We start from the raw sequence: 21,174 nt of genomic DNA, 5'->3' as shown, positions 1-21,174 counted from the left end.
GGCCCGGGCAGGCCGCGCCGGCCGACACGGCACTCGCCGACGCGCTGCGGCGCGCCGGACTGGTCAAGGACTGACCGCGCCGCCGAGCGCGGCGAGGCAGGTCCCCGGCGGTGGCCCGGCCGGCGGGCCCACGACCCGACCCGGGCAGCGGGTCAGCCGCCGCGCCCGGAGCTCGGTTGCTCGGCTCCGGGCGTCGGTGGCTCAGGACCCGGCTGATCGGCTCAGGGCGCCAGCGACCCGGGCCACTGCGACGCGGCTCAGGCCGCCGGCGACCCGGGCACGACGACGCGGCTCAGGGCGTCGGCTGCTCGACTCGGGGTGGCGGCGACCCGGCCACTGCGACGCGGCTCAGGGTGTCGGTGGCTCGGGGCCCGGCTGCGGCGGGAGCGGTGGTTCCGGAGCAGGCGGGGGCGGCATCGGCGGGGTCGGCGCCGGGCCGGGTGGAGCCGGTGGGCCGCCCGGCTCGGGCGGGAGTGGCTCGGGCGGCCGCGGCGGCGGGCCGGGCGGGCGCTGCGGCGGCACCGGTACGGGATTGGTCGGGTCCGGGACCGTCATCTGCGCCTCCGTCTCCGACCGGCCGGTACCGCGCCGGCACCGACCGGTCCGCCGCCTCTCGGCGACCTCGGCGGCGGACCCCCCAGCCGCACACTCCGAGGTCATCTACCGGTGTGCCCAGCGGGAGCCGGCGATAAACCCCGGGCGCCCGGCACGGCCAAACCGGTCAGCACGCCCAACCGGACCCGTCCTGCCTGGTCAGGGCCGGAAGGCGCGGACGTAGCGGCGCTGCCACGGGGTCTCCACGGCGCGCGGCGAGTAGTGCGCCCGGACGAAGTCGACCGCGTCGGCAGCGGGCACCCCGTCGAGCACGGCGAGGCAGGCCAGCGCGGTTCCGGTGCGGCCCTTCCCGCCGAGGCAGGCCAGCTCCACCCGTTCGGTCGCCGCCCGCTGCCAGGCCTCGCGCAGCGCCGCGGCCGCATCGTCCCGGTCGGCGGGCAGCCAGAAGTCGCGCCACCGTACCCAGCGCGACGCCCACCGGGTTTCCGGTGGGCGGTGGCCAAGCAGGTACACCCCGAACGAGGGTTCCGGGCCGGCCGGCACCGGGCGGCTGAGCCCACGACCCCGCACCATCCGGCCGGACGGCAGTCGCAGCACGCCCGCCGCACCGTCCTGCCACGACACGCTCACCACACCCGACACCCTAGGCGATGAGGTGAGCGGTGTCGTTGATGGTGGGTACCGCGGCGTTGCCGTCGTCGAACAGGTCGACCACCGACAGCCCGGCCGGGTCGACCTGGATGGTGTCCAGGAAGCGCCGGCCCGCGTCGAGCACGTCGCGCAGCATCAGCTTCACCATCGAGCCGTGCCCGACCAGGACGATCGTCCGCTCGTGCTGGTGTCGCCGCACCTCGTTCAGCGCCTCGGCGTAGCGGGCACCGGCCGAGTCCATGCTCTCGCCACCGGGCGGCGCGACCGAGGTGGCGGCGAGCCACGCGTCCAGCTCGGCCGGCCAGCCGACCGCGACCTGGTCGAACGTCAACCCGTCCCAGGCGCCGTACGAGACCTCCACCAGCCGCCGCTCGACCCGCGGCACCGTGTCCAGCCGGTGCGCGATCGCCTCGGCGGTCTGCCGGGCCCGGGCCTGCGGTGAGGTCACCAGCACCGCGTCGGGTGCCAGTACGGCCAGCCGGTCGGCCAGCGCCGCCGCCTGCCGGCGCCCGATCTCGTCGAGTTCCGGATCGCACTCGGCACCGCAGAACGCGCCGCGCCGGGTCTGTGCGGTCGCGGCGTGCCGGACCAGGATCAGCCGGGTACGGCCGGCCACCGGTGCGGCGGTCGCCGCGACCGAGCCGCCCGGCCGGGCCGCCGCGACGCCCGGCCCGCCGACCATGGCGCGCAACGCCGCATCGACCGGATCGTCGGTACCCTCGGCGAGACCGGCGGTGTCCACATCGGACCGTGCCGGGTCGGCCGCTGTACCGGCCTCGCGCGACGGCGCGGTGCCGGACTCGCGCGACGGGGTGGTGCCGGTCTCGCGCGACGGGGTGGTGCCGGTCTCGCGCGACGGCGCCGGCCCGGCGACCGGTCCGGAGTCGTCGCCGGACGCCGGCCCAGAGCCGGCGGGCGGGGACGTGTTCGTGGCTGCGCCGGCGTCGCCGTGGGCGGCGCGGGGTGGTTCGGTCGGCCGGGTCGGGGCGGGCGCGTCGTCACCCGAAGCCGGACCGTCCGATGTGGACGGATCGGCGAGCACGTCGACCAGCTCGACGGCGCCGAACTCGCCGGCGTCCATCGCCTTGTTGGCCAACGCATCCGCGTGCTTGTTGCGGGCCCGGGGGATCCACTCGTAGCCGATCTCGGCGAACCCGGCGGCGAGCCGCGCCGCCTCGGCGTGCAGCGGCCGCAGCCCGGGATGCTTGACCTGCCAGCGGCCGGACATCTGCTCGACCACCAGCTTGGAGTCCATCCGGACCGCGACCTGCCGGGCGCCGAGCGCCGCGGCCGCCTTCAGCCCGGCGATCAGCCCCGAGTACTCGGCGACGTTGTTGGTGTTCACGCCCAGGTACGCGGCGCGTTCGATCAGCGTCTCGCCGGTGTCCGCGTCGAACACGGCCGCACCGTACCCGGCCGGGCCGGGGTTGCCGCGGGCCCCGCCGTCCGCCTCGACGACGACCCGCTCGTAGCGGTGCCCGGTCACAGCCCCGACTCGTCGGTGCGTACCAGGATCCGGCCACACTCCTCGTGCCGGATCACCTCGTCGGCCGCCGCGGCACGCACCTGCGCCAGCTCGGAGCCGGACAGCTCCAGCCGGCAGCCCTCGCACCGGCGGGCCCGCAGCATCGCCGCACCGATGCCGGTGTTGGCGCGGATCCGCTCGTACAGCGCGAGCAGGTCGCCCGGGACCGCCGCGGCCAGCGGGTCGCGTTCGGCGCGCCGCTGCTGTTCCTGCTCGGACAGCTGCACCAGCGACTCGTCCCGCCGCTGCTCGGCGGTGTCGCGCAGCTGCCGCACCTCGGACTGCTGCTGGCTCGCGGTGGCGAGCGCCGCGGCCGCCTGCTCGCGCTGCTCCATCAGCTCCAGCTCGGCGTCCTCCAGCTCGCTCTGCCGCCGGCCCAGCGACGCCAGCTCGTGCTGCAGGCTCTCCAGCTCCTTGGCACCGCCGCGGCCGGACTCCAGCAGCGCCTTGTCCTTCGCCGCGCGGGTACGCACCTGCTCGACGTCGCGTTCGGCCCGACTGATGTCGCGGTCCAGGTCGTCCACCGCGGTCTGGGCGCGTACCTGCTCGTCGGTCGCCGCGCGCAGTTCGCCGTCGAGCTTGTCCACCTCGGCCAGCTCGGGCAGGTGGTTGCGCCGGTAGGCCAGCTGGGTGAGCGCGGTGTCGGTGGCCTGCAGGTCCAGCAGTCGGCGTTGGTCAGCCGGGTCGGCCTTCACGAACGAAACTCCTCACTTCCGTTGCCGTCGGCGGCAGCGGAACTCGTACCGCCGGCGGCGGAACCCGCGCCGGTGGTGCCGGACGCGGTGTGCTTGCTTCCGGCGGCGCCGGACGCGGTGTGCACGGTTCCGGCGGCGCCGGACGGGGCGTGCACGGTCCACGGATCGGTCACCACCGAGGAGACTATGCCCTCGACGGCGAGTCGGTCGGTCAGCCCTGCCGCGACCCCGGACAGCCACGGCCACTCGGTCGCCCAGTGTGCCGCGTCCAGCAACGCCGGGCCGCCGTCGGCAAGGTGCTCGCTGGCCGGATGGTGGCGCAGGTCGGCGGTCAGGTACGCGTCGGCGCCGGCCGCGGTGGCGGCGTCGAGGAACGTATCGCCCGCGCCGCCGCAGACCGCCACCGTCCGGACCATTCGCGCGGGGTCGCCCGCCGCCCGGACTCCCCAGGCGGTGGCCGGCAGCGCGGCCGCGACCTGCCGGGTCAGCTCGGCCAGCGGTACCGGTGCCGGCAGGGTTCCGATCCGGCCGAAGCCACGACCCTCGCCCGCCGCGGCGCCGTCCGCCGGTACCAGCGGGCGCAGGTCGGCGAGCGACAGGGTCGCGGCGAGCGCGTCCGACACGCCGGGCACGGCGGTGTGTCCGGGGGCCGCACCGGGCCCGGTCGCGATGGCGGGGGCGGCGACGTCGGCGTTGGTGTGCGCCACGTACAGGGCGACTCCGGCGCGGATGAGCCGGTGCACCACCCGGCCCTTGTAGCTGGTGGTCGCGACGCTCGACACGCCGCGCAGCAGCAACGGGTGGTGCGCCACGATCAGCTCGGCGCCGACCTCGATCGCCTGCTCGACGATCGCCGGCACGCAGTCGACGCAGTACAGCACCCGGCGGACCGGATCGGCCGGGTCACCGACGACGAGCCCGACCCGGTCCCACGGCTGCGCCCACTGCTCGGGGTACCACTGCCGCATCGCGTCGCACACGTCCGCCACTGTCACCACTGAGGCAGGCTACCGTCCGGGCGGCCACCGCGGACCGGCCGCCCGCCGGTGGGCACCGGCGGCGCGAGGTCGGGCCACGCCGTACCGGCCGGCGGCGCGGCGGCGCCTCCGGTTCAGGCCCGCTGCGGGGTACGGGCGAGCGCGTCCAGCGCGAGCCGCCAGGGCAGCAGCGCGGCGGCGGTCTCGCCGGGCAGCGGCAGCGGGCAGACGTCGTCGCCGAACAGCACCCGGACCCCCCAGCCGCGCAGCCGGTCCAGGCTGGCGCGAAACGCCGGATGCGCGGCGTGGAACCGGTTCGAGTACGGCACCGCGACGATCGGCAGGCCCCGCCCGTACGCCTCGGCCACGATGCCGAGCAGCAGCGTGTCGCTGATGCCGGCGGCCCACTTGTTGACCGTGTTGCAGGTGGCCGGCGCGACCACGATCGCGTCCGGCTCGGGCAGCAGGTCCGGTGCGCCGGGCGACTTGTACTCGCTGCGGACCGGGAACCCGGTCTGCGCGACCAGCGCCGGCACGTCGAGGAACCGCCGGCCGGACGGCGAGGCGAGCACGCAGACCCGCCAGCCGTCCCGCTGCGCCGCGGCCACCAGCCGGCCCACCCCGGCCGCCGCCGGCGAGCCGCACACCAGCGCGTACAGCACCGGCCCGGCCGCCGCGGGCTCGGCCCGCACCGGCTCCATCGCCGGGGGCTCGGACCGCAACGGCCCGGCGCCGGCGGCGTTCACACCGCGACGCCGAGGTGGTCGGCGAGCTCGGCGAGCGGCGCGGCCGGGGTGCCGTGGCTGCGCCGCAGCACGCCGGTGAGCACCTCGTGCGCGTGCGGCCGGCAGCGGATCTCGGACGGCGCCAGCCGGTCCGCCTCGACCAGCAGCTCCGCCGCCTTGTCGAGGTCGCCGATCTGGGTGTACGCCCGGCACACGTCGACCAGGTGGTGCGCCCGGCGCTCCGGCAGCATCGCGCCGAACGCCTCCAGTTCCAGCGACTCGTGGGTACTGATGGCGATGCCGTGCTCGCCGAGGTCGACGGCGGCGGCGGCGCGGTGCAGCGCCACGTTCGTCGGGCCGAACACGGTCCAGTAGTGGTTCGCGTCGCGGCCGAGCCGCTCGGCCGCCTCGTCGGCCGCGCGCAGCAGATCGCGGCTGGTCGCGAGGTCGCCGACCCGCGCCGCGGCCATCGCGCCCTGCAGCAACAGCATCCCGTACACGCTGAGCCGCTGCGGCGTGACCTCGGCGCCGGATGCCGGCGCGAGCCGGTGCGCCACCTGCACGTTGAGGTCCAGCGCCGGACGGGCCCGGCCGAGCGCGAGCATCGCGTTCGCCACCCGGAAGGTGGCGACGCCGGCCAGCAACGGATCGCCGGCCCGGTGCGAGACACCGATGGCCCGGTCGGCGGCGAGCCAGCCGAGCTCGTGCTCGCCGAGCTTGCGCAGCACCGACGCGGCGATCTGGTACGTCTGGGCGAGCAGGTGCGCGGCGTTGATCCGGGTGCCGTTCTCGGTCGCGGTCATCGCGGAGTCGTCGTGCGCGGCGTCGGCGCTCTGCGCGTCGCGCAGCAGCTTCGGCAGCGAGCGCGCCACCATGCCGTACTTGGCGTGCTGGAAGGACGCCCAGGCGTGCGAGATGGCCTTGCGCAGCTCGTCCAGCGAGACCTGCTCGACCAGCGGCGGTTCGAAGAACGCGACCACCTGGTCGTAGTTCTCCAGCGCGGCGCGGATCTCCTCGACCTCGACCTGGTCGACGCAGTTGACGCTGTCCGGCTGGCGGTGGCTCTCGCCGCCGAACAGCACCTGCGGGTCGACCTTGAGCACGTCGGCGATCTCGTACAGCACGGAGAACTTGTCCAGCCGCCGCACGCCGCGCTCGACCTTGTCGACCCAGCTCTTGGACTTGCCGATCTGGTCCGCGAACAACTGCTGGGACATCCTTCGTCGGGCCCGCCAGTAGGCGACCCGACGCCCGATAGGCAGCTCGTCCATCCCTGACCCCCTGTGCGCCGCTCGGCTGCGGGTCGGCGGATCACCGACGCCGTCGACACGGTCGGGCCCTCGCGGGGGGCGGCCGCGCCTGCCGGAACTCGTACGAACATCACCGGTCTTGCGCTGCGCAACTAGCCATCGTGGTCGCGTTTCACAGCATTTCTACCATCTTGGTCGACCACTTCATATGGCGCAACGAACCGGAACGGGGCCAGGTGACGAGAATTCGGCCGTTCGCGTCACCCGGCCCGGTGACTGCCGCATTCGACGCAGTTGATCGGTACGCCACCCGGAGGACCGTCGGTCCCGGGTTCGGGCGCGGCGGCTAGCGCGCGGCGGCGCGGTAGGGCAGCCGGGTGACCAGGCACGGGCCACCGGCGAACAGGCCGCCGTCGACGGACAGGGCGCGACCGTCGGCGTACAGCAGCGGCTCGGTGACCTCGCTGGGATCCACCGCGAGATGCTCCGGGATCGGGCTGTGCCCGTGCACGTACTGGTGGCCGCCGAGGGTGTCCAGCATCTCCCCCACCCGGGCCACGCCGCCCTCGCCGCGGAAGTCGTGCCGCCGGGTCAGCTGCCGGAAGCACTCCCACCACCGCGGCGCGTCGCCGTCGACCAGCTCGGCGCGCAGCGCGGTGACGATCCGCTCGACGCTGTCGCCGTAGTCCAGGTACGCCACCGTGTCGGAGTGCGCGAGCAGGAAGTCGTCGGCGCGCACCATGGCGGCCCGCTCGGTCAGCCACTCCGCCTCGTCGTCGGTCAGCGCCTCCAGGTCGCTGTCCCGGCCGCCGTTGAGCTGCCAGGTGGTACGGAAGCTGCGGGCGCCGGCCGGCAGGTCGATCAGCTCGTCGCCGAACCGCCGGCTGCCCAGCAGCAGGATCTCGTGGTTGCCGAGCAGCGTGTCGACCCGGCCACCGACCTGTGCCGCCTCACCGCCGAGCCGGCGCACCAGCCGCACCACGCCGATCCCGTCCGGGCCGCGGTCGGTCAGGTCGCCCAGGAACCACAGCCGGGCGGTACCGCCGGACCAGTGTCCGTCGGCGTCCACCAGGCCGTTGCCGGCGAGCGTGGCGAGCAGCGGGTCGTACTGGCCATGCACGTCGCCCACCACGTACAGCGGCGACGGCGCGGCGCCCGGGGTCGCGGACCCGGCCGGCACGGACCCAGCCGGCACGGACCCGCTCGGCACCGACTCGGCCGGTGCGGTCGACTCGGGCGCGGACGGTTCGGAACTGGAGATCGGCACGGGCACATGCTAGATGGCCGGACGTCCCGGCGCGGCACCGTCCGAGTGGTTCGGTGTGCCGCCCGGCGCGCCGCGGTGGACATGTCGGGGGTGCCGGGCGGAGCGTCGGGCGGCCGTGGCGGCCCGTACCCGGTCGTCGGGGTTGACGTCTTCGTCCGGTCGCGGTCCAATGGCGCGTGGTCGATACATCCGATCTCTTTCCGGTGCACTCCCGCGTTGGTCCGCAAAACGCGGCGACTGACCGATTAGAGATCGGGTGAAACCACGGATCGGGAGGACTGCATGGGACTGCCCAGAAGACACCTGCTGACCGCCGCCGCCGGTACCGGCGGTGCCCTCGCGCTCGGCGCCGCCGCGCCCGCCCTGGCCACACCCGCCGCGGGCGGTGGTCGGCCCGCCGACACCGGCGGGTCGGAGCCGGCCGCGCCGGTACCGGTGTCGATCGCGGCACGCTACGACAACAACGGCATCGGCACCGCCGCCGGTGACGCGAACATCGACGGCAGCGGGTACGGCTTCCCGGCCGGCCAGCTCCCGTCCGGCAGCGTGACCGTGGACGGCGTGGCGTACGAGTTCCCGGCCACCACCGCCGCCGGCGCGCCGGACAACCTCGTCGCGGCCGGCCAGACCATCGACCTGCCGCCCGGCCGGTACCTCGCCGCGTACCTGCTCGCCACCGCCACCTACGGCCCGGCCGGCGGCGACGCGACCGTGCACTACGACGACGGCAGCACCAGCACGGCACCGCTGTCCGCACCGGACTGGTACGCCACCTCGGGCCCGCTCGCCAGCACCGATCGGTACTCCCCCAGCGGTACCGACCCGCACCCGGTGTCGATCTTCCCGGTTTCGGTGTGGTGCGACCCGAACCGCACCGCGACTGGACTGACCCTGCCGACCACCGCGCAGCCGGCCGCGGGCGCCGCCAGCCTGCACGTGTTCGCGCTGTCGATGCAGCCGGTGACCGCCGGTCGGGCGGTGGCGGTCCGGGCCGCCGCGTCCACCACGCTGTGGCTGGGCACCGGGCGCTCGCAGGTCGTCGCGGTCACCGTGGCCAACCTGGGCAGCGAGCCGGTCACCGCCGCGCACCGGCTGACCGTACGGGTGCGGGCCGACGGCGTGCAGACCACCGCTCCGGCCCGGATCGCCCGGCTGCTGCCCGGCGAGCAGGCCCGGGTCCAGGTCGGCATCCGCTCGCCCGGGCTGCCGGCCGGTACGAAGGTCGACGGCACCGTCGAGGTCACCGGGCAGGGCGTGGCCGCACACCGGGACGTGCCGCTCACCGCCGGCATCCCGCGCTACCGCGGCACCGAGGCGTCGCTCGCCACCCACCAGGCGCCCGACTGGTACGACGACGCCAAGTTCGGCATCTTCATCCACTGGGGCGTCTACTCGGTGCCCGCCTGGGCTCCGGTCGGCAAGGAGTACGCCGAGTGGTACTGGGCGCAGATGGACAACCCGAACGACCCCACCCACGCGCACCACGCGCAGACCTGGGGCGAGGACTTCGCGTACGACGACTTCATCCCCCGCTTCACCGCGGCGCGGTTCGACCCGGTGGCCTGGGTGCGGCTGTTCGAGCAGGCCGGCGCGCGCTACTTCGTGCTGACCGGAAAGCACCACGAGGGTTTCGCGCTGTTCGACTCGCACGTCTCGGACCGCACCGCGGTACGGATGGGGCCGCACCGCGATCTCGTCCGGGAACTGTTCGACGCGGCGCGACGGCACGCGCCGTCACTGCACACCGGCGTCTACTACTCGCTGCCGGAGTGGTACAACCCCGCCGACCCGTGGCGCGGGCGCGGGCCGCAGAACCCGTACACCGGGGCGGCCGAGCCCTACACCGGTGACCGGGGCGAGACCGACTACCTGCACCAGCTGCAGATCCCGCAGCTCAAGGAACTGATCACCCGGTACCGGCCGGACGTGCTGTGGGGCGACATCGGCAGTCCCGCAACGGATCCGGCGGTGGTGGCGCTGCACTTCAACCAGGCGCTGGAGTCCGGCCGGCAGGTCACCGTGAACAACCGGATGGGGCTGGCGGCCGCCGACTTCACCACCCCGGAGTACGCGTCGTCGTTCGCGCTGTCGACGGCGAAGTTCGAGGCGTGCCGCGGCATCGACCCGTTCTCGTTCGGCTACAACGCGGCCACCCCGGACGACGCGTACGCCACCGCGGACGAGCTGGTCGGCCAGCTCGTCGACGTGGTCAGCAAGAACGGCAACCTGCTGCTGGACATCGGACCGCGGGCGGACGGCACCATCCCGGCGATCATGGCCACCCGGCTGCGCGAGATGGGCGCCTGGTTGGACGTCAACGGCGAGGCCGTCTACGGCACCACCTACTGGGACAAGGGCGCCGCCGAGGGCGACCTGCGGTTCACCGTCGCCGGCGACCGGGCGTTCTACGTCAGCTCGCTGGTACGGCCGGGCTCCCAGCTGGTGGTGCACGCGCCGGTGCCGATCGCCAGCGGCGACCGGGTGCACCTGCTCGGGTACCGGCCCGAGCTGTCCTGGCGGCACCGCGACGACGGCGTCCTGGTCGTCGACGTCCCGGCCGCCGCGACCGACACCGGCCGGTACGTCTGGACGTTCCGCGTCTCCTGGCCGCACTGACCCGCCCTGCCCCCGCCCTGCCCACGTCGAGTCGCCTGCCCACGTCGAGTCGCCTGGCCGCGCCGCCCCGAACCGGCTGCGCCGCAGGGTTCCGCCGAGCCCGCCGCGCCGAACCCCGGGCCGACCGCCGGGTGCGCACCGCACCCGGCGTCGCCCGACTCGTCGGTGGCACCGGCGAGGCGCGCCCGGAGGGCCCGCGCGACCGGCCCTACCGAGTCCGTCGACTACACCCCCGGGGAGTACCACCGGGGGTGTAGTCGATGCTGCGACCGCGGCACGATGCCGGGCTCGGGTCGCTGGTGCCATGCTGGCCAAAACACCCCCGGGAGGTATCCATGGCGCAGCTCGTCAACACCCACCAGGCGCAGGCGTGGAACGGCTACGAGGGCCGGCACTGGGCCCGGCACCAGAACCGGTACGACGCGTTGAACGCCCCGCTGAACGAGCCGCTGTTCGCCGCCGCCGGCATCACCGCGGGCGACCGGGTGCTCGACGTCGGCTGCGGCAACGGCGCGACCACCCGACTCGCCGCCCGTACCGCCCGGCCGGGCCGGGTGGTCGGCATCGACCTGTCCGCACCGATGCTCGCCGCCGCCCGGGCGAGCACCGCCACCGAGAACCTCGACAACGTCGACTACGTGCAGGGCGACGCCCAGGTGCACGACCTCGGCACCGCCGCCTTCGACGTCGCGATCAGTCGCGCCGGGGTGATGTTCTTCGCCGACCAGCGGGCCGCGTTCGGCAACCTCGGCCGGGCGCTGCGCGACGGCGGCCGGCTCGCGTTCGTCTCGCTCGGTGCGCCGGGCGCCGGCGACGAGATGTGGCAGCTGTTCGGCGCCGTCCGGGCGCACGGCACGGCGACGCCGGACACCGGGCCCCAGCCCGACTCGCTCGCCGACCCGGCCCACGTCACCGCGGTACTGACCGACGCCGGGTTCACCGACATCGTCACCGAGCCGCTGCGGGTACCGCTGCGGTGGGGGCGCGACGCGACCGACGCGACCGACTTCCTGCTCGGCTGGGGTCCGGTCCGGCACTGGCTGCGCGACGCGAGCCCCGCCGCTCTGGCCGCCGCCCGTACCGGCCTGCAGGCCGCGCTGGCCCGGCACGAGCACCCGGACGGCGTCCGTACCTGGTCGACCTGCCTGGTGACCAGCGCCCGCCGCCCGACCGCCGAACCCGGACACTGACCGCTCCCCCCGACGACCCGCCGCGGGCGGCCGGTGGCGCGTCCGGCACCCGCCGGGGTCAGGCGGCGGCGCGTCCGGCACCCGCCGGGGCCGGGCGGCGGCGAGGGCCGCGCAACGCCGCCGCGGGCGGCCGGCGGCGAGGGCGACGCGGCGCCGCTGCCGGTCAGCCGGCGGCGGCGAGGGCGTCGCGGCACAGCCGGTCGGCGCGGCGGGTGGTCTCCGGCAACCGGTACCGCGGGGTGAGCCGCAGCGCCAACGCGCACGCCGCGTCGAGGTCGAGCCGGTGGCCGACCGACACGTACACCGGCTTGACGCCGTCGCGGGTGCGCAGCGCCCGGCCGACCACCTCGCCGTCGGCCAGCAGCGCCGAGCCGGCACCACGGCGCGGGTCGGGCGGCTCGTACCGGCCGGACAACGGCGTCTTGGCGATGCCGATCGTCGGGCGGTCCAGCAGTACGCCGAGATGGCAGGCGAGGCCGAAGCGGCGCGGGTGGGCCAGCCCGTGCCCGTCGCACACCAGGACGTCGGGCACCGTGCTCAGCGCCGCGAGTGCGGCGAGCAGCGCGGGCAGCTCGCGGAACGCGAACAACCCCGGTACGTAGTCGAAGGCGGCGACGCCGACCGCGGTGGCCTGGTCGACCGGAGCGAGGGTGTCCGCGTCCAGCACCACGACCGCGGCGGCCAGCCGGTCGTCTCCGCCGTACGCGACGTCCAGGCCGGCCACGGTGCGCAGCGGCGCCGGCAGCGAACCGGTGGTGCGCACCAGCGGCCGCAGCCGGTCCTGCTCGGCCCGGGCCTGCGCGGCGGTGGTCGGCCAGGCCAGCTCCGGTACGTGCACCCGGCCACGGTACGGGTCCGCGCCGGCGCGGCGTACGGCCGGCCCGGCCGACGCGTGGCCAGCCGGGCCCGGACGACTCACTCGCTGCTGCGTTCGCCGCCGACCAGCCGGGACAGGGCGAGGGCGACCAGGATGACCGCGCCGTCCACCGCGTCGATCCAGTAGCTCTGCACCTGGGCGAGCGCGAGCAGGTTCTGCACCAGCCCGAGCAGCACCACACCGGTCGCGGCGCCGAGCATGTTGCCCCGCCCGCCGTTGAGGCTGACGCCGCCGATGACCGCGGCGGCGAACACCGTGAAGATCAGGTTCGTCCCCTGGTTGGCGGTGACCGCGACGACCCGGCCGGCCTCCATCAGGCCGCCGAGGGCGGCGAGGCCGCCGCCGACGATGAACACCCCGATGCGGATCCGGTCGACCTTGATGCCGGCGGCGCGGGCCGCCTCCCGGTTGCCGCCGATCGCGTACAGCGACCGTCCGGTCCGGGTGTAGCGCAGGTAGAGCCCGGCGATCACGAAGATCACCGCGGCCACCCACACCGAGATCGGGATGTCGGCGAAGTAGAAGGAGCCGAGCGCGATGAACGACTTCGGCAGGCTGCCGACGGTGTGCCCGGAGACGATGCCGGTCTGCACGCCGGCGAGCAGGATGTACATCGCGAGCGTGAGGATGAAGCCGTTGATCTTCGCCTTGACGATCAGCGCGCCGTTGAACAGCCCGATCAGCCCGCCGACGATCAGCCCGGCGAGCAGCCCGAGCAGCGGGTTGATCTCGACACCGAGCCCGGACGAGGCGGCCGGCGCCACCAGCCACGCCGCCACCATCGCCGACAGCCCGTAGTTGGACTGCAGGGACAGGTCCATGCTGCCGGTGATCAGGATCAGCGTCTCGGCGACGACCACCACGCCGAGCGCGGAGATCTGCTGGCCGACGTTGGCGAGGTTGGTCAGGGTCAGGAACGAGTCGCTGACGAACGCGCCGACCACGCACAGGATCACGATCACCGGGATCAGCGCGAACTGCTGGATCAGGTTGACCGCGGCGCCGCGCCGGGCGCCCGCGGACACCAGCGCCGGCTCGACAGTCGTGTCGCTCATCGTCGTTCCTCCTGCGTCGGAACGACGATGAGGCACCAAGGCACCCGATGCCCATGATTCGCTCGCTGGCGCTCGCTCATTGCTGCGCTTCTCCCTCGGTACCGGCCTGCGGGCCGTCCTGTTTGTCCACAGTGGACGATGGTGCCGCGCTGGCCAGCCCCTCGGCCGCGGCGATCAGCCGCTCCCGGTCCCAAGGCGGCTCGGTGAACTCGGCGAACACGCCGCCGCGGACCAGCACCACGATCCGGTTCGCGATCGCCAGGTCCGCCAGGTCGTCGGAGACCAGCAGTACCCCGGCGCCGCCGTCCCGGGCCTGCTCCAGCGCGCCGAGCAGCGACCGCTTCGAGGCGACGTCGACACCCTGGGTCGGGCCGACCGCGACGACCACCTTCGGATCGCGCGCCAGCGCCCGGGCCACGACCACCTTCTGCTGGTTGCCGCCGGACAGCTCGCCGACCGGCTGGCCGGTACCGGCGGAGACCACGTCGAGGCGGCCGGCCAGTTCCCGGGCCGCGGCCCGGTGCCGGGCCGGTGCGAGCACCCCGTAGCGGGTCAGCCGGTCGTTGATGGTCATGGTGACGTTGTCGGCCACCCCGAGCAGCGGCACGTAGCCGCGGTCGTGCCGGTCCTCCGGCACGTAGCCCACGCCGCGGTGCAGCGCCACGTCCGGCCGGCCCGGCGGTACCACCCGGCCCGCCACCACGATCTGCCCGCTGCGCGCCCGCACCAGGCCGGCGACGGCGTCGGCCAGCGTGGTGGTACCGGAGCCGGCCAGGCCGAGCAGCCCGACGCACTCGCCGGGCCGCACGTCCAGGCTGACCCCGCTGACGCTGCCGCGGCCGTCCACCGCGGTCAGCTCGCGCACGCTCAGCACCGGCTCGGCGGTGGGGTCGTCGGTGGGTGCCGCGTCGATCGTGGTGGCGTGCACGTCGGCCGCGTCGGCGGCGCCGACCATCGCGGCCACCAGCTCGTCCTGGCCGATCTCGCCGACCGGTGCGGTCACCACGTGCCGGCCGTCGCGCAGCACGGTGACCTCGTCGCAGATCTCGTACACCTCCTCCAGGTGGTGGGAGATGTAGAGGATGCCGACGCCGGCCGACAGCAGCGGCCGGATCCGGTCGAACAGCCGGCTCACCGCCGCCCGCTCCAGCGCCGCGGTCGGCTCGTCCAGGATCAGGCACCGGGTACCGGCCGACAGCGCGCGGGCGATCTCCACGATCTGCCGCTGCTCCACCGAGATCGCGCCGGCCAGCGCGGTCACGTCGAGCTCGACGCCCCAGTCGGCCAGCACCTTCGCCGCCTCGGTACGCATCGCGGCCGGGCTGATGACGCCCCACCGGCGGCGCGGCTGCCGGTTGAGGAACATGTTCTCGGCCACCGTCAGCGTCGGCACCAGCATCGAGTGCTGGTACACGCAGGCCACCTTGCGGCGCCACGCCGCCGGGTCACCGACCGGCGGGGCCGGCTCGCCGGACAGCAGGACGTGGCCGGCGTCCGGACGGCGCAACCCGGTCAGGATCGACACGATCGTCGACTTGCCGGCGCCGTTGCGGCCCACCAGTCCCAGGCACCTGCCCGGTTCGATGGCCAGACTGACGTCGTCGAGGGCGCGGGTGCGACCGAAGGTCTGGGACAGGCCCGCGCCCTCGATGACGGCGGTCGAGGTCACTTCGTGGCCGCCTGGTTGCCCCACAGGCTGGGGTCGTCGACGTTGTCCTTGGTGACCAGCGGCGCCTTGATCGGGTCCTCCAGGTTGCTGCCGACCGTCACCAGCGGCCCGGCGCCGGACGCCGCCTGCTGGCCCTTGGCGTACTTCTTGCCCATCAGCGCGTCCCGCGAGTAGGACACCGCGTACTTGGCGTAGAGGGTGGCCGGCTGGGAGACCGTCGCGTCCAGCACCCCGTCCCGGATGTCCTTCATCTCGAACGGCACCCCGTCGTTGGACACCATGATGATGTGGCCCGGCTTGCCGACCGCCTTGTACTTCCCGGCGCTCTTCTCCGCCTGGAGGATGCCCGGCACCGGCCCGCTCCACTGGGTGTAGATGCCGACCAGGTCCTTGTGGCTGGACATCGCGGTGGCCGCCGCGGTGGTCGCGGTGCTCGCGTCCCACTTCGTCGGGTACTTCGCCACCTTCAGCTTCGGGAACTTGCTCGCCATGCACTTCTCGAACGCGGTCGAGCGGTCCCGGCCGTTCAGCGACGACAGGTCACCCTGCAGCTCGGCGACGGTACCGGACTTGGCGTGCGTGCCGATGTACTCGCACGACTCGGTGCCGTACAGCTCGTTGTCGGCGCGCACGATCATGTACGTGTCGCCGGCGCTCGGCGCCACGTCGACGGAGACGACCGGGATGCCCTTGCTCTTGGCGTAGTCCAGCGCCGGCTTGATCGCCGCCGAGTCGACCGGGTTGACGATCAGCGCCTGCGCGCCCTCCGAGATCAACGTACGGATGTCGGAGATCTGCTTGCCCGAGTCGTTGTTGTTGACCAGCGGCCCGATCAGCTTCGCGTGGTACTGCTTGGCGTACTGCTTCTGGTAGCCGATGTAGGAGGTCCAGAAGTCGGTGTTGTTCAACGCCAGCGAGACACCCAGCTTGAACGTCTCGGTCTTGCCGAGCTTGCTGCCGCCGGAGCCGCCGGACGACGAGCCCGGGCCCGATTCGGAGCAGGCCGCGAGCGGGCCCACCAGCAGCGCCGCCACCGCGGCCAGACCGATCAGGCGTCGAGCGCCGCGCCGCCGCGAGCCATCCTTGCGCGGCCACACCCTGCTGGTACGCCGCGTACCATCCGTGCCCACCTGTCCCCCTCCGCCGGGTCGGTTCCCGCGTGGACCGCCGTTGGCGGTCCGCACCGAAAGGGCCAACGCCCTGTCAGTGCGGACCTCTTAGACAATTCACGTCGCAGCGCGACACTAACCAGGCAATCATCCGATGACAAGACCGTAAGAGGGCCAGTACGGCCCGGGCTCGGCGGGAATCAGCGGTTGCTCATCGGATGTCAGCGGGTGCGCGCTCTCCGGAGCCACGCGGAATGATCCGGGTCGGCAGGACCACCGTGCGAGGCGGGCTGTCGTCCCCGTTGAGCCGGGCCACCACCCGCTCGGCGGCGATGCGACCCATCTCCTCCGGCTCGTGCCCGACCACCGTGATGCCGAGGACGTCGGCCAGGTCGAAGTCGTCGAAGCCGACCAGCGCCGGTGGCGTGGCCACCCCGGTCAGCGCCCGCAGGGCACCGGCGGTGTTGACGTTGTTGCTGGTGAACAGCGCGGTCGGGGCCGGATCGGTACCGAGCAGCTCGCGGGTGCTGCGGGCCGCGGTGTCCTGGTCGTGCGAGTCGGCGCGCACGTACCGCTCCCACTGCAGCACGCCGGCGGACCGCATCGCGTCGGCGAAACCGGCCATCCGTTCCCGCTGGGTGGCGAGCCGGGACAGGTCGCCGACGAACCCGATCCGCCGGTGCCCGGCGCGCAGCAGGTGGGCCACGCCGGCGCGGGCCCCGGCCCGGTTGTCCACCAGGACGGTGTCGACGGCCAGCCGCACCGGCGGCCGGTCCAGGAACACCACCGGGGTACGGCCGTGCTCCGGCTCCAGGTACGCGTGGTCGGTACCGCTGGGCACCACCAGCAGTGCCCGCACCCGCCGTTCCAGCAGCTCCTCGACCAGCGACCGCTCCTGGCTCGAGTCCTCGTCGGTACTGGCCGTCACCAGCTGCAGGCCGGAGGCGCGCAGCACCCGCTCGGCGCCGCGGGCGATCCGCGAGTAGAACGGGTTCGCCAGGTCCGAGATGATCAACCCGACCGAGGTCGAGGTGGCGCCGGAGCGCAGCTCCCGGGCGATCCGGTTGAGCCGGAAGCCGAGCGCGTCGGCCGCGCCGCGCACCCGCGCCGCGGTCGCGTCCGACACGTGCGGATGCCCGTTCAGCACCCGCGAGGCGGTCTTGAGGCTGACCCCGGCCTCGGCCGCCACCTGGCGCAGCGTCGGCCGTGCCGCCCGCCCACCCACCGCATCCGGACCTTGCATCGTCACCCCTCGCCGTCGGGCGCCCGTACCGCAGCAGCGTAACGACCGCGGTCGCCGGCACCCGAGCGCGGCGGCGACCGGACGCCGGGACCGTACCGACGAGCGGCCCGGCACGGCCCGGGGGCCGCACCGGTCGCCGGTACGGCCCCCGCCGCTCAGGCCCGGCGGAGCCGGAACGTCAGGCCGAGACCGTCGTCGGTGAACGGCGTGCCGAACCCGTTGCCGTCGCCGGTACCGTGCGCGAAGTCGACCGCCAGCACCTCGTCGGCGACCAGCCCGGCGTGCTCGGTCAGCGCGTCGGCGGTCTCCGCCGACGCCGCGTCCCAGCGCACCGCGATCCGGTCCGACACCTGCAGCCCGCTGGACTTGCGCGCCTCCTGGATCAGCCGGATCGCCTCCCGGGCCAGCCCGGCCCGGCGCAGCTCCGGGGTGACCGCGAGGTCCAGCGCGACGGTGGCGCCGGATTCGGCGGCGACCGCCCAGCCCTCGCGCGGGGTCTCGGTGACGACGACCTCCTCGGCGGACAGCTCGACGCGCTCCCCGTCGAGATCGACCCCGGCGGTACCGGCGCGCAACGCCGCGGACAGCTCCGCCGCGTCGGCCGCCGCGATCGCCGCGGCCACCTGCTGGGTGCGCTTGCCGAACCGCCTGCCCAGGGCGCGGAAGTTCGCCTTGGCGGCCACGTCGACCAGCGACCCGCCGACCGCGGCGAGCGAACCGAGCTCGGTGACGTTGAGCTCGGCGCAGATCTCCGCGGCGAGCTCGGCCGGCAGCTCGTCGGCACCGGCGGCGGCGACCAGCGCCCGGGACAGCGGCTGCCGGGTCTTCACCTTCGCCTCGGCCCGGGCGCTGCGGCCCAGCTCCACCAGCCGGCGGGCCAGCGCCATCTGCGCCGACAGCCGCGGGTCGATCAGCGCCTCGTCCGGCTCCGGGAAGCTCGTCAGGTGCACCGACTGCGGCGCGTCCGGGGTCACCGGCCGGACCAGGTCCTGCCAGACCCGCTCGGTGATGAACGGGACGATCGGCGCGAGCAGCCGGGTCACCGTCTCGATGGCGGTGTGCAGCGTGGCGAGCGCCGCCGGATCGCCCTGCCAGCAGCGCCGCCGGGACCGCCGCACGTACCAGTTCGACAGGTCGTCGACGAACGCGGCGAGCAGCCGCCCGGCACGTTGGGTGTCGAACCCGTCCAGCGCCGCGTCCACCTCCCGGACCAGCGTGTTGAGCTCGGACAGCAGCCACCGGTCGAGCAGCGTGCGCTGCGCCGGGGCGGGATCGGCCGCGCTCGGCGCCCAGTTCGCCAGCCGCGCGTACAGCGCCTGGAACGACACCGTGTTCCAGTAGGTCAGCAGCGTCTTGCGGACGACCTCCTGGATGGTGTTGTGACCGACCCGCCGGGCCGCCCAGGGCGAACCGCCGGCCGCCATGAACCAGCGCACCGCGTCCGCGCCGTTGGCCTCCATCAGCTCGATCGGGTCGAGGATGTTGCCCAGGTGCTTGGACATCTTGCGGCCGTCCTCGGCGAGGATGTGCCCCAGACACACCACCGTCTCGTACGAGGAGCGGTCGAACACCAGCGTGCCGATCGCCATCAGTGTGTAGAACCAGCCGCGGGTCTGGTCGATCGCCTCGCAGATGAACTGCGCCGGGTAGGTCGACTCGAACTGCTCGACGTTGCGGTGCGGGTAGCCCCACTGCGCGAACGGCATCGACCCCGAGTCGTACCAGGCGTCGATCACCTCCGGCACCCGCCGAGCCTGCTCGCCGCACTGCGGGCAGGCCAGCGTCACCTCGTCGATGTACGGGCGGTGCGGGTCCAGGCCGGTCAGGTCGCGGCCGGCCAGCTCGGCCAGCTCGGTGAGCGACCCGACGCAGGTCAGGTGGTCGGAGTCGCAACGCCAGATCGGCAGCGGGGTGCCCCAGTAGCGGGTCCGGGACAGCGCCCAGTCGATGTTGTTGTTCAGCCAGTCGCCGTAGCGGCCGTGCTTGACCGTCTCCGGATGCCAGGTGGTGCGCTCGTTCTCCCGCAGCAGCGCGTCCTTGACCTGGGTGGTGCGGATGTACCAGGACGGCTGCGCGTAGTACAGCAGCGGGGTGTGGCAGCGCCAGCAGTGCGGGTACGAGTGCTCGTAGGCCACGTGCTTGAACAGCAGCCCGCGCGCGTCCAGGTCGGCGGTGAGCGCCTCGTCGGCGGTCTTGAAGAACACCCCGCCGACCAGGCCCACCTCCGGCGCGAACGTGCCGTCCGGGCGCACCGGGTTGACCACCGGCAGTCCGTACGCCCGGGCGACCTGCATGTCCTCGGCGCCGAACGCCGGCGACTGGTGCACCAGCCCGGTGCCGTCCTCGACCGTCACGTAGTCGGCGTTGACCACGTAGTGCGCGTCCGGGATGTCGACCAGCTCGAACGGCCGCCGGTAGCTCCAGCGCAGCATCTCCCGGCCGGTGAACCGCTCACCGGTCGGCGTCCAGCCCTCCCCCAGCGCCGCGGCGACCAGCGGCTCGGCCACCACCAGCCGCTCGGTGCCGTCGGTGGCCACCACGTAGTCCACGTCCGGGTGCGCGGCGACCGCCGTGTTGGACACCAGCGTCCACGGCGTCGTCGTCCACACCAGCAGCGCGGTGTTGCCCGCCAGCGGGCCGGAGGTCAGCGGGAACCGGACGTAGACCGACGGGTCGACGACCGTCTCGTACCCCTGCGCCAGCTCGTGGTCGCTCAGCCCGGTGCCGCAACGCGGACACCACGGCGCGACCCGGTGGTCCTGGGTCAGCCGGCCGTCGTCGAAGATCTTCTTCAGCGACCACCACACCGACTCGATGTAGCTCGGGTCCATCGTCCAGTACGCGTCGGACAGATCGACCCAGTAGCCCATCCGCTCGGTGAGCTTGGTGAACGCGTCCACGTGCCGCTGCACCGACGCCCGGCACTTCGCGTTGAACTCGGCCACCCCGTACGCCTCGATGTCGGGCTTGCCGCGGAACCCCAGCTCCTTCTCCACCGCCAGCTCGACCGGCAGGCCGTGGCAGTCCCAGCCCGCCTTGCGGCCGACGTGGAACCCCTTCATCGTCTTGTACCGCGGGAAGACGTCCTTGAACACCCGCGCCTCGATGTGGTGCGCGCCCGGCATCCCGTTCGCGGTCGGCGGGCCCTCGTAGAACACCCACTCCGGGCGACCCTCGGTCTGCGCCATCGACTGGGCGAAGATCTTGTTGTCCCGCCACAGCGCGAGCACCTCGTGCTCCAGCGCCGGCAGGTCGACCTGCGCGGGCACCTCGTTGTACAGCGGCGTGTCGGTCATCGACGACATTCCTCCGGCGGACGTGTGTGCGACTCCGTCGAAGGGACGAGGACCAGGCCCCGCGGTACCACCCTCCTTGGCCGCGCCGTGCGTGCTGCCGGGCGCGACCCACTCGTCGTGCAGCGATGCCGGATCTACTCACCGGTGACGGTTTTCTGCCGGCGGCTCCGGGGTGATCTCGCCACCGCGCGCACCGACCGGGCTTCCACCGTCCCCGGATCGCTCTCGGCCGCCTGCGGCGCTACCTGTCCCCATCAGCACCGTTTCGCTACCCCACCAGCATACCCACGCCGCCCGTCGACCCCGACAGCCAATATCGCCTCGGGCCGCGCGCCGCCCAACACCGGCATCGGAAGCCTCCTGCGGCGAGCCGGATCAGCACTCCCGCCGGCGAGCCGGGTCAGCATTCCCCGCCGGCGACCGGCGTCAGAAGTCGCCTTCGGCGACCTGCGTCAGAAGTCGCCTTCGGCGACC

General features: G+C 74.1%; 15 protein-coding genes. 2 read left to right on the top strand and 13 right to left on the bottom strand.

Going from position 1 to position 21,174, the window contains the following annotated elements; translation table 11 throughout:
- Window positions 1–753 precede the first annotated feature (753 nt).
- The 7 genes from NUM_RS04960 to NUM_RS04930 all read right to left on the bottom strand — a co-directional run bounded on the left by NUM_RS04960 (window position 754) and on the right by NUM_RS04930 (window position 7,645).
- Window positions 754–1,188, bottom strand: a complete 435-nt coding sequence (locus tag NUM_RS04960; RefSeq protein ID WP_370466925.1) for a protein-tyrosine phosphatase family protein — start codon at window positions 1,186–1,188, stop codon at window positions 754–756.
- Window positions 1,189–1,198: 10 nt separating this feature from the next.
- On the bottom strand, window positions 1,199–2,692 hold the full coding sequence (locus tag NUM_RS04955) for a bifunctional RNase H/acid phosphatase (protein ID WP_207123350.1): 1,494 nt from the start codon (window positions 2,690–2,692) through the stop codon (window positions 1,199–1,201).
- Window positions 2,689–3,426 carry a zinc ribbon domain-containing protein gene (locus tag NUM_RS04950; RefSeq protein ID WP_207123349.1) on the bottom strand — a complete coding sequence of 246 codons (738 nt, stop codon included), beginning with the start codon at window positions 3,424–3,426 and terminating at the stop codon, window positions 2,689–2,691. The genes NUM_RS04955 and NUM_RS04950 overlap by 4 nt, the downstream gene beginning before the upstream one ends.
- The gene (locus tag NUM_RS04945; protein WP_207123359.1) at window positions 3,423–4,394 is read right to left on the bottom strand and encodes a Nif3-like dinuclear metal center hexameric protein; all 972 of its coding nucleotides are present in this window, start codon (window positions 4,392–4,394) and stop codon (window positions 3,423–3,425) included. The genes NUM_RS04950 and NUM_RS04945 overlap by 4 nt, the downstream gene beginning before the upstream one ends.
- A 143-nt stretch (window positions 4,395–4,537) precedes the next feature.
- Window positions 4,538–5,104, bottom strand: coding sequence for a flavoprotein (locus NUM_RS04940; protein ID WP_207123348.1), 567 nt, complete (start codon window positions 5,102–5,104; stop codon window positions 4,538–4,540).
- Between the two features lie 41 nt (window positions 5,105–5,145).
- Window positions 5,146–6,399 carry a helix-turn-helix domain-containing protein gene (locus tag NUM_RS04935; protein WP_207123347.1) on the bottom strand — a complete coding sequence of 418 codons (1,254 nt, stop codon included), beginning with the start codon at window positions 6,397–6,399 and terminating at the stop codon, window positions 5,146–5,148.
- 325 nt (window positions 6,400–6,724) lie between these two features.
- Window positions 6,725–7,645, bottom strand: a complete 921-nt coding sequence (locus NUM_RS04930) for a metallophosphoesterase (protein ID WP_225918336.1) — start codon at window positions 7,643–7,645, stop codon at window positions 6,725–6,727.
- A gap of 951 nt (window positions 7,646–8,596) precedes the next feature.
- On the opposite strand from NUM_RS04930, the gene NUM_RS04925 reads away from it, so the two are divergent.
- Window positions 8,597–10,261 carry an alpha-L-fucosidase gene (locus NUM_RS04925; protein WP_370466926.1) on the top strand — a complete coding sequence of 555 codons (1,665 nt, stop codon included), beginning with the start codon at window positions 8,597–8,599 and terminating at the stop codon, window positions 10,259–10,261.
- Window positions 10,262–10,596: 335 nt separating this feature from the next.
- Window positions 10,597–11,451: a class I SAM-dependent methyltransferase gene (locus NUM_RS04920; protein WP_207123344.1), complete on the top strand. Its 855-nt coding sequence runs from the start codon at window positions 10,597–10,599 to the stop codon at window positions 11,449–11,451.
- A gap of 163 nt (window positions 11,452–11,614) precedes the next feature.
- Here the strand turns inward: NUM_RS04920 and NUM_RS04915 are convergent, their stop codons facing one another.
- The 6 genes from NUM_RS04915 to ileS all read right to left on the bottom strand — a co-directional run bounded on the left by NUM_RS04915 (window position 11,615) and on the right by ileS (window position 20,685).
- Window positions 11,615–12,289, bottom strand: a complete 675-nt coding sequence (locus NUM_RS04915) for an endonuclease V (protein WP_370466924.1) — start codon at window positions 12,287–12,289, stop codon at window positions 11,615–11,617.
- Between the two features lie 77 nt (window positions 12,290–12,366).
- A complete protein-coding gene (locus NUM_RS04910) occupies window positions 12,367–13,383 on the bottom strand; it encodes an ABC transporter permease (RefSeq protein ID WP_207123343.1) in 1,017 nt (338 codons plus the stop codon).
- Window positions 13,384–13,459: 76 nt separating this feature from the next.
- Window positions 13,460–15,052, bottom strand: a complete 1,593-nt coding sequence (locus NUM_RS04905) for a sugar ABC transporter ATP-binding protein (protein ID WP_207123342.1) — start codon at window positions 15,050–15,052, stop codon at window positions 13,460–13,462.
- Window positions 15,049–16,182 (bottom strand): sugar ABC transporter substrate-binding protein, encoded by a 1,134-nt coding sequence (locus tag NUM_RS04900; RefSeq protein WP_207123341.1) that lies wholly within the window; start codon window positions 16,180–16,182, stop codon window positions 15,049–15,051. Before NUM_RS04900 ends, NUM_RS04905 begins: the two co-directional genes overlap by 4 nt.
- A gap of 190 nt (window positions 16,183–16,372) precedes the next feature.
- A complete protein-coding gene (locus NUM_RS04895; protein WP_207123340.1) occupies window positions 16,373–17,404 on the bottom strand; it encodes a LacI family DNA-binding transcriptional regulator in 1,032 nt (343 codons plus the stop codon).
- A gap of 155 nt (window positions 17,405–17,559) precedes the next feature.
- The gene (gene ileS, locus NUM_RS04890; RefSeq protein ID WP_207123357.1) at window positions 17,560–20,685 is read right to left on the bottom strand and encodes an isoleucine--tRNA ligase; all 3,126 of its coding nucleotides are present in this window, start codon (window positions 20,683–20,685) and stop codon (window positions 17,560–17,562) included.
- Window positions 20,686–21,174: the final 489 nt, after the last annotated feature.

Source organism: Actinocatenispora comari (genome assembly GCF_017312725.1).
GTDB classification, from domain to species: Bacteria; Actinomycetota; Actinomycetes; order Mycobacteriales; family Micromonosporaceae; genus Actinocatenispora; species Actinocatenispora comari.
The sequence above is the reverse complement of the archived record's forward strand: the minus strand, read 5'-3'. Positions and strand labels throughout refer to the sequence as shown.